The following is a 13,402-nucleotide window of genomic DNA, read 5'->3' as shown; positions in this document are numbered from 1 at the left end:
CAGATGCGACATTAAGGTACGTTCGTGCCACGCTTTGAGGCCGCTAGTCACTCTGGATCTTGCAATGGGTATGGCCCCTGCATAAGTATCCGCAGGCACGACTCACGAGGTCGTACCTCACAACTAAAAAATGACAACAAATCATGAGGCCAACATGCTTAAACACGCGGTCATTCCGTTTTTAGTCGGCGCAGGCTTGTTAGCCTCCGCACCTTTCGCATCCGCTGCGACTAACCTGGTGTTCTGCTCCGAAGGCAGCCCGGCCGGTTTCGACCCAGGCCAGTACACCACCGGAACCGACTTCGACGCCTCAGCCGAAACCATGTTCAACCGTCTGACCCAGTTCGAGCGTGGCGGCACCGCCGTCGTTCCTGGTCTGGCGACCAAGTGGGACATTTCCGATGACGGCCTGACTTACACCTTCCACCTGCGTGAAGGCGTCAAGTTCCACACCACCCCGTATTTCAAGCCGACTCGTGAGTTCAACGCCGACGACGTGCTGTTCACCTTCAATCGCATGATTAACAAGGATGACCCGTTCCGTAAGGCGTACCCGACCGAATTCCCGTACTTCACCGACATGGGGATGGACACCAACATCACCAAGATCGATAAAGTCGACGACCACACCGTCAAGTTCACGCTGAAAGAAGTCGACGCTGCGTTCATCCAGAACATGGCCATGAGCTTCGCGTCGGTACAGTCCGCCGAATACGCAGCGCAACTGCTGAAAGAAGGCAAGGCTGCCGACATCAACCAGAAGCCGATCGGCACTGGTCCGTTCGTGTTCAAGAGCTACCAGAAAGATTCCAACATCCGTTACACCGGCAACAAGGATTACTGGAAGCCTGAAGACGTGAAGATCGACAACCTGATCTTCGCCATCACCACCGACCCGTCGGTACGTATTCAGAAGCTGAAAAAGAACGAGTGCCAGGTCACCCTGTTCCCGCGTCCAGCCGACCTGAAAGCGCTGAAAGAAGACAAATCCCTGAAGATGCCTGACCAGGCTGGCTTCAACCTGGGCTACATCGCCTATAACGTGATGGACAAGGTCAAGGGCAGCAACGAGGCGAACCCGCTGGCTGACCTGCGCGTTCGCCAGGCGCTGGACATGGCGGTGAACAAGCCGCAGATCATCGATTCGGTTTACCAGGGCGCAGGCCAACTGGCCGTCAACGCCATGCCGCCGACCCAATGGTCTTACGACACCACCATCAAAGATGCCAAATACGATCCTGAGAAAGCCAAACAGCTGCTCAAGGAAGCCGGCGTCAAGGAAGGGACCGAGATCGTGCTGTGGGCGATGCCGGTGCAGCGTCCGTACAACCCGAACGCCAAACTGATGGCTGAAATGCTCCAGTCCGACTGGGCCAAGATCGGCTTGAAAGTGAAGATCACCAGCTACGAGTGGGGCGAGTACATCAAGCGTTCCAAAGGTGGCGAGAACCAGGCCATGATCATTGGCTGGAGCGGTGACAATGGTGATCCGGACAACTGGCTGAACGTGCTGTTCGGTTGCGACTCGCTCAGCGGCAACAACTTCTCCAAGTGGTGCGACAAGAAGTTCGACGGCCTCGTCAAGGAAGCCAAGCGCACGACCGATCAGGCCAAGCGCACCGAACTGTACAAAGAGGCGCAACACGTCCTCAAAGATGCAGTCCCTATGACACCTATCGCTCACTCGACGGTGTATCAACCCATGCGCGCCAACGTGCAGGACTTCAAGATCAGCCCATTCGGCTTGAACTCCTTCTACGGCGTCAGCGTCAGCAATTAAAAAGAGACAGCGGCGACGTTTCCAGCGTCGCCGCTGTTTTTTTCTGCCGATTAGTTAGGAATTTGCCTACAGCCGTTTCCGCCCTGTCTTACCAGGGTGGTACAGGATGTGTTGCCTTTTCCTACGAGTCTTTAGGACTCAACGCATTTACTGCCAGACCCACGGCCCCTACCGTCGGGTTCTGACCAGTGACTGCGTGCGCTAACGGTTTGCTGTACGAACTGGTTTGAGCTCGATGCCACCACAACGTCCCTGGACGGGACCGCGGCGCATCGAAACAACACTAAAAAAAGAGGGAGCGTCATGCGCCATACCTTGGTTTTTTCCGCATTGCTGGGCGCCGGTTTGATGGCCGCCTCGTCCGCCAGTTTCGCCGCCAGCAAAAGCCTGGTGTTCTGCTCTGAAGGCAGCCCGGCAGGTTTTGATACCGCGCAGTACACGACAGCGACCGATAACGACGCCGCCGAACCGATCTACAACCGTCTGGTCGAGTTCGAAAAAGGCGCGACCAATGTCGTCCCGGGCCTGGCAACCAAGTGGGATATTTCCGAGGATGGCCTCAAGTACACCTTTCACCTGCGTGAAGGTGTGAAATTTCATACAACGCCTTACTTCAAGCCGACTCGCGACTTAAACGCCGACGACGTGTTGTTCACGTTTAATCGCATGCTGGATGCACAGCAACCTTTCCGTAAGGCCTATCCCACCGAGTTCCCGTACTTCAACGGAATGAGCCTGAACAAGAACATTGCCAAGGTCGAGAAGACCGGGCCGCTGACCGTGGAGTTCACGCTCAACAGCGTCGACGCCGCGTTCATTCAGAACATCGCCATGAGCTTCGCCGCGATCCTGTCCGCCGAATACGCCGACAAACTGCTGGCCGAAGGCAAGCCGAGTGACATCAACCAGAAACCGATCGGCACCGGGCCGTTCGTGTTCAAGAGTTATCAGAAAGACTCGAACATTCGTTACACCGGTAATAAACACTACTGGGATCCGAGCCGGGTCAAACTCGACAACCTGATCTTCGCAATCAACACCGACGCCTCGGTGCGCGTGCAGAAGCTCAAGGCCGGCGAATGCCAGATCACCTTGCATCCGCGCCCTGCCGATGTTGAAGCGCTGAAGGCCGACCCGAAACTGCAACTGATCTCCAAGCCGGGCTTCAACCTCGGTTACATCGCCTACAACGTGCGCCACAAGCCCTTCGACCAGCTCGAAGTGCGCCAAGCGCTGGACATGGCGGTGAATAAACAAGGCATTCTCAACGCTGTTTATCAAGGCGCTGGCCAATTGGCCGTCAACGCCATGCCGCCGACCCAATGGTCCTACGACGACAGCATCAAAGACGCCGCCTACAACCCGGAAAAAGCCAAAGAGCTGCTCAAGGCTGCTGGCGTCAAGGAAGGCACCGAGATCACCTTGTGGGCAATGCCGGTGCAGCGCCCGTACAACCCGAACGCCAAACTGATGGCCGAAATGCTCCAGGCGGACTGGGCCAAGATCGGCCTGAAAGTGAAGATCGTCAGCTACGAATGGGGCGAGTACATCAAGCGCACCAAAAATGGTGAGCACGACATCAGCCTGATCGGCTGGACCGGTGACAACGGGGATCCGGACAACTGGCTCGGCACGCTGTATAGCTGCGATGCCATCGGCGGCAACAACTACTCCATGTGGTGCGATCCGGCTTACGACAAGCTGATCAAGCAGGCCAAGGTCGTCACTGATCGCGACCAGCGCACCGTGCTCTACAAACAGGCTCAGCAATTGCTTAAACAGCAAGTGCCGATCACGCCTGTCGCCCACTCGACGGTCAACCAACCGTTAAGCGCGAGGATCGAGGGCTTCAAAGTCAGCCCGTTCGGTCGCAACGTGTTCTCGGGTGTCGGTATCGATTAAAGCAACCGATTAGCCGCAACGCTGGGGGGCGCTGTCTAGCCCCTCACGCAAGCGCTTTGCCGAAATTCGCCAATCCGGCCTTTTGCAAACGTTTGCGATGTGTGAATGAGTTCTAAACCAATAACCGGCATACCAAAAAAAGCCGGCATAAAAAGAAAGTAAAGGAGCTTCACCCATGAAACTGAGCAGCACCGCGATACTGGCCCTGGCCATCAGCAGCGTCACCGCCACGGCGTACGCAGAAACCCAAAGTCAGGCGTTCACTCCGGTGACCGTCAATACCAAGAGCGCCCAGGCTGAAGCGACCGGCTTCGTCGAAGGTCAGTCGATCACCGGTACAACGCGTAACTGGTATGCCAACGAACAACTGGAGCGCGGCGGCAAGTTCGCCTACAAGAAGAATGGTTCGCTGGCCGAAACCGACCGCCGGATCAACTGGGTTCAGGGCACCATCGTCAAGTACAACTCCGGCTTCACCGAGGGCACAGTAGGTTTCAGCACTGAAGTGGCAGCCTACAACGCGATCGCCCTGGAGCGTGACCGCGAGAACCTCGCGGCCGGTAACGGTGGCGCGCCAAAAACTGGCGCGGCGTCAGGCAACAACCGTACGCTGACACACAAGGGCAGCGGTGATGCGGTCGATCAGTGGAGTAAGCTGGGCCTGGCCAACATCAAGGCCCGCGTTTCCAACACCACCCTGACCGCCGGCCGCATGGGCTTCAGCAGCCCGCAAGTCGACGTGATCGGTAACCGTGCCTTGCCTTCGAGCTTCGAGGGTATTTCCCTGCACAGCGAAGAACTGAACAACCTGTCCTTCGACCTGGCCACTTTCGACCGTGTTTCGCCACGTTCGGAACAAAGCCTGCAGAAATTCCGTGCTGAATATGCCAACGGCCGTGTCGAATCCGACCACGTAAACACCGCCGGCATCACGTATCAGCCGCTCGAAAGCCTGAAAACCAGCCTGTGGGGCACTCAGGTCGAAGACCTGTGGAACCAGTACTACTTCGGTGCCACCCATGAATTGGGTGACAGCAGTGTCCTCGCCCTGACCACCGGCCTGAACTACTACAAGACCGTGGATGAAGGCAAAAAGCTGCTGGGCGACATCGACAACGATACTTACTCGCTGTCGTTCGGCCTGACTCACCAGGCCCACAACCTGACCTTCTCCTACCAGCAAGTGAACGGTAACGAGTACTTCGACTACCTGCACGAAACCAACGGCATCTACCTGGCCAACTCCCTGCTGTCGGACTTCAACGGCCCAAACGAGAAATCCTTCCAGATTTCCTACGCCATCAACATGGCTGAATACGGCGTTCCAGGCCTGAAGTTCAACATCTACCAGGCGCGTGGCTGGGGCATCGACGGCACCCACTACAACGGCAACAAAGGCGTGGCAGGCAAGGGTTATGACGGCATCCAGGAACAGGATGGCGAACACCACTATGAATACGGTATCGGGGCCACCTATGCCGTACAGAGCGGTCCTCTGAAGGCCACCACCATTCGCGGCACTTACACCGCGCACCGTGCGAGCGAATTCCAGTCCGACGGCAGCATCAACGAGTTCCGTCTCGTGACCACGATTCCATTCAACATCCTGTAAAAAACGCCAACCGACGGCTGACTCATGATGAGTCGGCCGTTCGGTTTTTTGTCTTCAACCGATTGCAGAGGGTTATCGATGAAAATGCTTCCCCTACGTGCGGCCATCGCGGCTGCGTTGCTGAGTGTCGCTGTCGGCGTCTCGGCCAAACCCTTGGTGGTCTGCACCGAAGCCAGTCCGGAAGGCTTCGATATGGTCCAGTACACAACTGCAGTCACGGCGGACGCTGTGGCCGAAACCATCTTCAACCGTCTGGTGGACTTCAAGCCCGGCACCACGGAAATCGTTCCGGCCCTGGCAGACACCTGGGACATCAGCGAAGACGGCCTGACCTACACGTTCCATTTGCGTAAAGGCGTCAAGTTTCACACCACTGAATACTTCAAGCCGACCCGCGACATGAACGCCGACGACGTGGTCTGGAGCTTCCAGCGTCAGCTGGACCCGAATCACCCGTGGCACAAACTGTCGAGCGTGGGCTTCCCGTACTTTGAAAGCATGGGCTTCAAGGAACTGCTCAAAAGCGTAGAAAAAGTCGACGACAACACGGTCAAGTTCACCCTGACCCGTCGCGAAGCGCCGTTCCTGGCCGACGTCGCGATGCCGTTCACTGCCATCTATTCCGCCGAGTACGCCGATCAGTTGCTCAAGGCCAACAAGACCGGCGACCTCAATAACAAACCGGTCGGCACCGGCCCGTTCATCTTCCAGCGTTACGCCAAGGATGCGCAGGTGCGCTTCAAGGCCAACCCGGAGTACTTCCGTGGCAAGCCACCGGCCGATGCGCTGATCCTGGCGATCGCCACCGACAACAACGTGCGCCTGCAAAAGCTCAAGGCCAACGAGTGCCAGATCGCGCTGTATCCAAAACCGGATGACATCCCGAGCATCAAGAAAGACGACAAGCTCAAGGTCGACGAGCTGAACGCGATGACCGTCTCGTACATCGCCATGAACACTCAGCACAAATACATGAGCGACGTGCGCGTGCGTAAAGCGATCGATATCGCCTTCGACAAAGCCGCTTATGTCAACGCACTGTTTGGCCCGGGCAATGCGACCGTTGCGGTCAACCCGTACCCGGACACCCTGCTGGGCTACAACCACGACCTGAAGAACCCGCCACGCGACCTCGACAAGGCGCGCGCCCTGCTCAAGGAAGCCGGGGTTCCGGAAGGCACCGTGTTTACCCTGTTTACCCGCAACGGCGGCGGCCCGACCAACCCCAACCCGATGCTCGGCGCGCAAATGATGCAGGCTGACCTGGCGAAAGTCGGGATCAAGATCGATATCCGCGTGATGGAATGGGGCGAAATGCTCAAACGCGCCAAGGCTGGCGAACACGACATGGTGTCGGCCGGATGGGCGGGCGACAACGGCGACCCGGATAACTTCCTGACGCCTATGCTCAGTTGTGAAGCCGCCAAGAACGGCGAAAACTACGCACGCTGGTGCAACGAGAAATTCCAGGCACTGCTGGATGAAGCACGGGCTAAAGTAGATCCGGCCGAACGCGCCAAGCTCTACGAACAGGCGCAAGTGCTGTTTAATCAGGACCAGCCATGGATCAGCATGGCCCACACCAGGATGTTTACCGCAATGCGCAACAACGTAGAGGGCTATCACATCAGCCCTCTCACCACTAATAACTTCGCCACCACCCAGGTGAAGTAGATAAGAAACTCCCGGCGTCCCTGACCCCAGGGACGCCGGGCACGCCTAACCGGCTGATGAGGTACCACACACGATGTTTAGTTTTATTGCCCGCCGACTGGGGTTGTTGATCCCCACGTTTTTCGGCATCACCTTGCTGACTTTCGCGTTGATTCGCATGATTCCGGGCGACCCCGTGGAAGTGATGATGGGCGAACGTCGGGTCGACCCCGAAATGCACGCTCAGGCAATGGAACGCCTAGGTCTGAACAAGCCACTGTATGCCCAGTATCTGGACTACATCGGCAAACTGGCCCACGGCGATCTCGGCGAATCCCTGCGTACCCGTGAGAGCGTATGGACCGAGTTCACCTCCCTTTTCCCGGCGACCCTGGAACTGTCCATGGCCGCCCTGCTGTTCGCCGGCATTCTCGGGCTTCTGGCCGGGGTGATTGCGGCACTCAAGCGAGGATCCCTGTTCGACCACGGGGTGATGGGCATCTCCCTGGCGGGGTATTCGATGCCGATCTTCTGGTGGGGCCTGATCCTGATCATGTTCTTCTCGGTGAGCCTGGGCTGGACGCCGGTTTCCGGACGGATCGACCTGCTCTATGACATCGAGCCGCGCACCGGTTTCATGTTGATCGACACCCTGCTGGCCGATGACGTCGGCGCGTTCTTCGATGCCCTGCATCACCTGATTCTGCCGGCCATCGTGCTCGGCACCATTCCGCTGGCGGTGATCGCGCGGATGACCCGTTCGTCGATGCTCGAAGTGTTGCGTGAAGACTACATCCGCACCGCCAAAGCCAAAGGCCTGTCGCCGTCGCGCGTGGTATTCGTGCACGGTCTGCGCAATGCGCTGATTCCGGTACTGACCGTGGTCGGCCTGCAAGTCGGCACCCTGCTGGCCGGTGCGGTACTGACCGAAACCATTTTCTCCTGGCCCGGCATCGGTAAATGGCTGATCGAAGCCATCGGCGCCCGGGACTATCCGGTTGTGCAAAACGGCATCCTGTTAATCGCCTGCCTGGTGATTCTGGTCAACTTCGTAGTGGACATCCTCTACGGCTTTGCCAACCCACGCATCCGTCATCAGCGCTGAGGTCCATACCATGAGCACTCCAACATCCTCAGTAGCCACGTCCGCCGCAAGCGCGGATCAAAGCCTGCTGTACCCGTCTCCGTACAAAGAATTCTGGCAAGCCTTCTCCAAGAACAAGGGCGCGGTTGCCGGCCTGCTGTTCATGCTGCTGATCATCTTCTGCGCGATCTTCGCGCCATGGGTCGCGCCGCATAACCCGAGCGAGCAATACCGTGACTTCCTGCTGACGCCACCGGCGTGGCTGGAAGGCGGGCAGATGCAGTTCCTGCTCGGCACCGATGAACTCGGTCGCGACCTGCTATCGCGTCTGATCCAGGGCTCGCGTCTGTCGCTGCTGATCGGCTTGTCATCGGTAGTGATGTCGCTGATTCCGGGGATACTCCTCGGTCTGTTCGCCGGTTTCTTCCCGAAAATGATCGGCCCGACCATCATGCGTCTGATGGACATCATGCTGGCCCTGCCGTCGCTGCTGCTGGCTGTGGCGATTGTCGCCATCCTCGGCCCTGGCCTGATCAACACCGTGATCGCCATTGCTGTGGTGTCCTTGCCGTCCTACGTGCGTCTGACCCGTGCCGCCGTCATGGGCGAACTGAACCGCGACTACGTGACCGCCGCGCGCCTGGCCGGTGCCGGTCTGCCACGCCTGATGTTCATCACCGTGCTGCCCAACTGCATGGCACCGCTGATCGTTCAAGCGACCTTGAGCTTCTCCTCGGCGATTCTCGATGCCGCCGCACTGGGCTTCCTCGGCCTTGGCGTACAACCGCCAACTCCTGAGTGGGGCACCATGCTGGCCTCGGCCCGCGACTACATCGAACGCGCCTGGTGGGTCGTGAGCCTGCCTGGTTTGACCATTTTGCTCAGCGTGCTGGCAATCAACTTGATGGGCGACGGTCTGCGCGATGCGCTGGACCCGAAACTCAAGAACGCCGCCTGAGGAGATTCCCATGTCACTGCTAGAAATCAAGAATCTCAACGTTCGCTTCGGCGACAAGACCGCGACCCCAGTGGTCGACGGCCTCGACCTGAAAGTCGACAAAGGCGAAGTACTGGCCATCGTAGGCGAGTCGGGTTCGGGTAAATCCGTGACCATGATGGCGCTGATGGGGCTGATCGAACATCCCGGCATCGTCACCGCCGACTCGCTCAGCTTTGACGGCAAAGACATGCTCAAGCTGAGCAACCGTCAGCGCCGGCAAATCGTCGGCAAAGACCTGTCGATGGTGTTCCAGGACCCGATGACCGCGCTGAACCCGAGCTACACCGTCGGTTTCCAGATCGAAGAAGTGCTGCGCCTGCACCTGAAAATGTCCGGCAAGCAAGCGCGTAAACGTGCGATCGAACTGCTGGAAAAAGTCGAAATCCCGGGCGCCGCCAGCCGCATGGACGCTTACCCTCATCAGCTGTCCGGCGGTATGAGCCAGCGCGTCGCAATCGCCATGGCGATTGCCGGCGAGCCGAAACTGCTGATCGCCGACGAACCGACCACGGCGCTGGACGTAACCATTCAGGCGCAGATCATGGATCTGCTGCTGGCGTTGCAGAAAGAACAGAACATGGGCCTGGTGCTGATCACTCACGACCTCGCGGTCGTGGCAGAAACCGCTCAGCGCGTCTGTGTGATGTACGCAGGGCAAGCCGTTGAAGTCGGCCAAGTGCCGCAACTGTTCGACATCCCGGCGCACCCGTACAGCGAAGCGTTGCTCAAGGCAATTCCCGAACACAGCCTCGGCGCCTCACGCCTGTCGACCCTGCCGGGCATCGTTCCGGGCCGCTACGACCGTCCGCAGGGCTGCCTGCTGTCGCCGCGCTGCCCGTACGTGCAGGACAGCTGCCGCGCGCAGCGTCCAGGCCTTGATCCGAAAGCCCACAGCCTCGCCCGCTGCTTCTTCCCGCTGAACCAGGAGGTGGCGTAATGGCCGTCGTACTTACCGCCCGCGACCTGACCCGTCACTATGAAGTCTCCCGTGGCCTGTTCAAGGGCCACGCGACTGTACGCGCGCTGAATGGCGTGTCGTTCGAACTGGAAGCCGGCAAGACCCTCGCCGTTGTAGGCGAGTCGGGCTGCGGCAAATCCACCCTCGCCCGCGCATTGACGCTGATTGAAGATCCGTCGTCCGGCTCCTTGAAAATCGCCGGCCAGGAAGTCGCCGGCGCCGACAAGGCCCAGCGCAAGCAACTGCGCAAAGACGTGCAGATGGTGTTTCAGAGCCCGTATGCGTCGTTGAATCCACGGCAGAAAGTCGGTGACCAGCTCGGCGAACCGCTGCTGATCAACACCAACCTGAGCGCTGCCGAACGTCGCGAGAAAGTCCAGGCGATGATGAAGCAGGTCGGCTTGCGTCCTGAGCATTATCAGCGCTATCCGCACATGTTCTCCGGCGGTCAGCGTCAACGTATCGCCCTGGCTCGCGCGATGATGCTGCAACCGAAAGTACTGGTGGCGGATGAACCGACCTCGGCGCTCGACGTGTCGATTCAGGCGCAGGTGCTCAACCTGTTCATGGATCTGCAGCAAGAGTTCAACACGGCCTACGTGTTCATCTCGCATAACCTCGCGGTGGTGCAACACGTGGCTGATGACGTGATGGTGATGTACCTCGGTCGTCCAGTGGAACTGGGCCCGAAAAACGACATTTACGAGCGTCCGTTGCACCCGTATACCCAGGCGCTGCTGTCGGCAACCCCGACCATTCACCCGGACCCGAACAAGCCGAAAATCAAGATCGTCGGCGAACTGCCCAACCCGCTGAACCCGCCACCGGGCTGCGCTTTCCACAAGCGCTGCCCGTATGCGACCGAGCGTTGCAGCAGCGAAGAGCCGGCGTTGCGCCAGCTCGACAGCCGGCAGGTGGCTTGCCACTACGCCGAGCAGTTCCTTGACGGCGCGGCATAAACAAATCTGGAGAGCGATACAAAACCTGTAGGAGCTGAAACGAGGCTGCGATCTTTTGATTGTCAGAATCAGGATCAAAAGATCGCAGCGTGCCGCAGCTCCTACAGGGATCGTATTTCTTCAGGGATAAAGTGTTAACCAAACCCCTTCCACCTCGATTGCGCATCAGTCGAGGCAGAAGGGGTTTTCTTTTGTCTGTAATCTACGTCTGGCTATCGCCATCGTCCGGATCATCAGAGTCCGGATCATCGGTGGTCGAGTCGTCGTCATCGGCGCTACCACCCTGCCCCTGATCGCCCGGCTCGGACTCGGACTTGGCAAGCATCAATCCGCTGTGCCCGACCTGTCCGCTAAAGGCCTGGGAATCGTGATCCTCGCACTCGGCCCAGGCCGTCGCGGTGCCGAGGGACAGCATGACCATCACTTTCAACAGCAATAAAACCCGTAGCAATCTGCTTTTCATAGCCGACTCCATCCTTTTTCAGGTGAGACATTCGTGCCTGACTGGCGCTGTGTGAAATCTAGTTCCGATCCATCGGGTTCACCAGATAGGACGCTAACGAGCAGGCAGAAATGCCCTTCATGGAAAGACAGTTTTCGAATAATGCCCATAGCCGCAACAGCTAAGCGCCGCCGCGGGATCGCGTTGCCTGCCACGTCAACGGCATGGAAATCATCACCAGCAGCGCACTCGCCAGCCACACACTGTGACCGCCAAACTGGCCATACAACTGGCCACTGAGTACCGGTGACAACAGCGCACTGGCGCTCCAGCTCATGAAGAACAGGCCAAAGTACTGACCACTTTTGCCGCCCTGGGCAAAGCGCATGGCCAGCACATTTAGCGGCGGCATGAAAAAGGCCTCGCCCAAGGTCCAGATCAGCGTCGACAGGCAGACGTAAAACAGCCCGGAACCGAACGGCAGCATGCCCAACCCGCAAGCCAGCAACACACTTCCCGCCAGCATTTGCCGACGCGTGCCCCAACGCTCGCCCCAGTGGGACAGCGGAATCTGCAGCGCGATCACCAAAAGCGCATTGAGCCCGAACTGCCAGCCGATGGCCTCGGTGCTCAAGTGATAGTAATCACGCAGATAATTCCCCAGCGTGCTGTAGACCGTGTCGAACGCGATGCCGAGCACAGCGGTCGCTGCCAGCAACCAAAGGAACGGTTTGTCGCGATAGGGCACAACTGCTCCATCCGCGCCGGTGGTGGAGGGTTCGTCATTGCTCAGCACCGGACGATGCCACGTGGTGCGGACAAACCAAAGCAACGCAAGCACTGTCATCGCCGCGCTGCCAAAAAACACCCAGCGAAAATCGGTCTGCGCCAACACCCCGCCCGCCACCCCGGCGGCGGCCATACCGAGATTGCGCGCCACCCGACTCAAGGCCTGCGCACGCGAGCGTTGAGCGACTTCGCAATATTCCATGATCAGGCGTTGGTGCAGCGTACGAATAGCCCCATCGATGGTGCCGCTGAGCAACAGCAATGCCGCCAGCAACGGCACCTGCGTCACCAGCCCCAGCAGAATCAACACCCACACCGAAACAAAGAACAACGCCGCCGTCAGCCGCGCCGTGCGCACATGATCACTGAGCCAGCCACCGAGCATCGAACCGACCAGCAAACCCGCACCGTACGCCGACAACAACCAGCCCACCGTCTCGATCGCCAGCCCCAGTTCCTGACGCAAGTACAACGCCATGAACAGCTTGACCATGCTGCTCAGGCGATTGATGAACAACAGCGCTGCGAGCACCCAGGCCATTACGCCGAAATAGCCATTCAGCCTTAGCAAGTGAGTCAGTCGACTCGCCATTCCATTGACCTCTCAAAGCGACTTGCGTGGAACTGGAACACTAACGGCCAGCTTGCCGGTTGTCGCGTTCAAGAACATCGAGACCACAGAAAACCGAGTCGTCTTACAGCCATTGCGCGCACTAAAAGGTTCTTCGCGCCATCCAGGAAACCATACGAACAACAAAACGATTCGAGATCAAAAGCCCCTCACCCTAGCCCTCTCCCAAAGGGAGAGGGGACTGATCGAGTTGTTTGGGGGAGCTACGCCGACGTGCGATACCGCGTTGAACGCAAATTTTGAGAGGCCCACCAATCGGCTCCCTCTCCCTCGGGAGAGGGCTGGGCGGGCGGCGTTCCGATGAGGGGCGAATCCAACACGGAACAAAAGCCGACCGCATGCATGCTCTTCCACCACTCAACAGGATGAGCGTTAGCTCGGCTGCAGCTCTTGATCTTGATCCACGGGCGACGTCGGAAGGCTGAACGGAGGGATTGATCCGGGCGTGGGAGCGCAGCGACCGTTTGGCGAAGCCAAACACAGCGAGAGGAGGTGCAGCGAAGCAAACCGTAGGCGCTGCGCCCGGATCGATCCCGGAGCGAAGGAACCCCGAGCCCCAGCGAGCGGGCCGCACGTAGGAGCAAGCGTTTTT

Annotated in this window: 10 protein-coding genes; 8 read left to right on the top strand and 2 right to left on the bottom strand. The window is 58.7% G+C overall.

Annotation, left to right across the window (positions count from 1 at the left end; translation table 11 throughout):
• Positions 1 to 154: 154 nt before the first annotated feature.
• The 8 genes from P3G59_RS04205 to P3G59_RS04170 all read left to right on the top strand — a co-directional run bounded on the left by P3G59_RS04205 (position 155) and on the right by P3G59_RS04170 (position 10,948).
• A complete protein-coding gene (locus P3G59_RS04205; RefSeq protein WP_277760569.1) occupies positions 155 to 1,780 on the top strand; it encodes an ABC transporter substrate-binding protein in 1,626 nt (541 codons plus the stop codon).
• A gap of 303 nt (positions 1,781 to 2,083) precedes the next feature.
• Entirely contained in the window at positions 2,084 to 3,682 is a 1,599-nt protein-coding gene (locus P3G59_RS04200; RefSeq protein ID WP_277760568.1) for an ABC transporter substrate-binding protein, read from the top strand.
• A 175-nt stretch (positions 3,683 to 3,857) separates the two neighbouring features.
• Complete coding sequence (locus P3G59_RS04195) at positions 3,858 to 5,294, top strand: OprD family porin (RefSeq protein WP_277760567.1); 1,437 nt, start codon at positions 3,858 to 3,860, stop codon at positions 5,292 to 5,294.
• A gap of 78 nt (positions 5,295 to 5,372) precedes the next feature.
• Positions 5,373 to 6,968 (top strand): ABC transporter substrate-binding protein, encoded by a 1,596-nt coding sequence (locus P3G59_RS04190; RefSeq protein WP_277760566.1) that lies wholly within the window; start codon positions 5,373 to 5,375, stop codon positions 6,966 to 6,968.
• Positions 6,969 to 7,041: 73 nt separating this feature from the next.
• Entirely contained in the window at positions 7,042 to 8,052 is a 1,011-nt protein-coding gene (locus P3G59_RS04185) for an ABC transporter permease subunit (protein ID WP_008085273.1), read from the top strand.
• 10 nt (positions 8,053 to 8,062) lie between these two features.
• Positions 8,063 to 8,989: an ABC transporter permease subunit gene (locus P3G59_RS04180; protein ID WP_277760565.1), complete on the top strand. Its 927-nt coding sequence runs from the start codon at positions 8,063 to 8,065 to the stop codon at positions 8,987 to 8,989.
• A gap of 10 nt (positions 8,990 to 8,999) precedes the next feature.
• Positions 9,000 to 9,968 carry an ABC transporter ATP-binding protein gene (locus P3G59_RS04175; RefSeq protein ID WP_277760563.1) on the top strand — a complete coding sequence of 323 codons (969 nt, stop codon included), beginning with the start codon at positions 9,000 to 9,002 and terminating at the stop codon, positions 9,966 to 9,968.
• Positions 9,968 to 10,948 carry a peptide ABC transporter ATP-binding protein gene (locus P3G59_RS04170; protein ID WP_127925811.1) on the top strand — a complete coding sequence of 327 codons (981 nt, stop codon included), beginning with the start codon at positions 9,968 to 9,970 and terminating at the stop codon, positions 10,946 to 10,948. Before P3G59_RS04175 ends, P3G59_RS04170 begins: the two co-directional genes overlap by 1 nt.
• A gap of 202 nt (positions 10,949 to 11,150) precedes the next feature.
• On the opposite strand, the gene P3G59_RS04165 is transcribed toward P3G59_RS04170, so the two are convergent.
• Together P3G59_RS04165 and P3G59_RS04160 are read right to left on the bottom strand one after the other, a co-directional pair.
• A complete protein-coding gene (locus tag P3G59_RS04165) occupies positions 11,151 to 11,411 on the bottom strand; it encodes a hypothetical protein (protein WP_277760562.1) in 261 nt (86 codons plus the stop codon).
• 160 nt (positions 11,412 to 11,571) lie between these two features.
• Entirely contained in the window at positions 11,572 to 12,771 is a 1,200-nt protein-coding gene (locus P3G59_RS04160) for an MFS transporter (RefSeq protein ID WP_277760561.1), read from the bottom strand.
• Between the last annotated feature and the right edge of the window lie 631 nt (positions 12,772 to 13,402).

The sequence above is a fragment of the Pseudomonas sp. A34-9 genome (genome assembly GCF_029543085.1).
Lineage (GTDB): Bacteria > Pseudomonadota > Gammaproteobacteria > Pseudomonadales > Pseudomonadaceae > Aquipseudomonas.
The sequence above is the reverse complement of the archived record's forward strand: the minus strand, read 5'-3'. Positions and strand labels throughout refer to the sequence as shown.

Excerpts from the sequence above, each read along its gene's own strand:
- P3G59_RS04190 (WP_277760566.1), top strand. The coding sequence starts at position 5,373 with ATGAAAATGCTTCCCCTACGTGCGGCCATCGCGGCTGCGTTGCTGAGT.
- P3G59_RS04185 (WP_008085273.1), top strand. The coding sequence starts at position 7,042 with ATGTTTAGTTTTATTGCCCGCCGACTGGGGTTGTTGATCCCCACGTTT.
- P3G59_RS04200 (WP_277760568.1), top strand. The coding sequence starts at position 2,084 with ATGCGCCATACCTTGGTTTTTTCCGCATTGCTGGGCGCCGGTTTGATG.
- P3G59_RS04205 (WP_277760569.1), top strand. The coding sequence starts at position 155 with ATGCTTAAACACGCGGTCATTCCGTTTTTAGTCGGCGCAGGCTTGTTA.
- P3G59_RS04160 (WP_277760561.1), bottom strand. The coding sequence starts at position 12,771 with ATGGCGAGTCGACTGACTCACTTGCTAAGGCTGAATGGCTATTTCGGC.
- P3G59_RS04175 (WP_277760563.1), top strand. The coding sequence starts at position 9,000 with ATGTCACTGCTAGAAATCAAGAATCTCAACGTTCGCTTCGGCGACAAG.
- P3G59_RS04170 (WP_127925811.1), top strand. The coding sequence starts at position 9,968 with ATGGCCGTCGTACTTACCGCCCGCGACCTGACCCGTCACTATGAAGTC.
- P3G59_RS04195 (WP_277760567.1), top strand. The coding sequence starts at position 3,858 with ATGAAACTGAGCAGCACCGCGATACTGGCCCTGGCCATCAGCAGCGTC.
- P3G59_RS04180 (WP_277760565.1), top strand. The coding sequence starts at position 8,063 with ATGAGCACTCCAACATCCTCAGTAGCCACGTCCGCCGCAAGCGCGGAT.
- P3G59_RS04165 (WP_277760562.1), bottom strand. The coding sequence starts at position 11,411 with ATGAAAAGCAGATTGCTACGGGTTTTATTGCTGTTGAAAGTGATGGTC.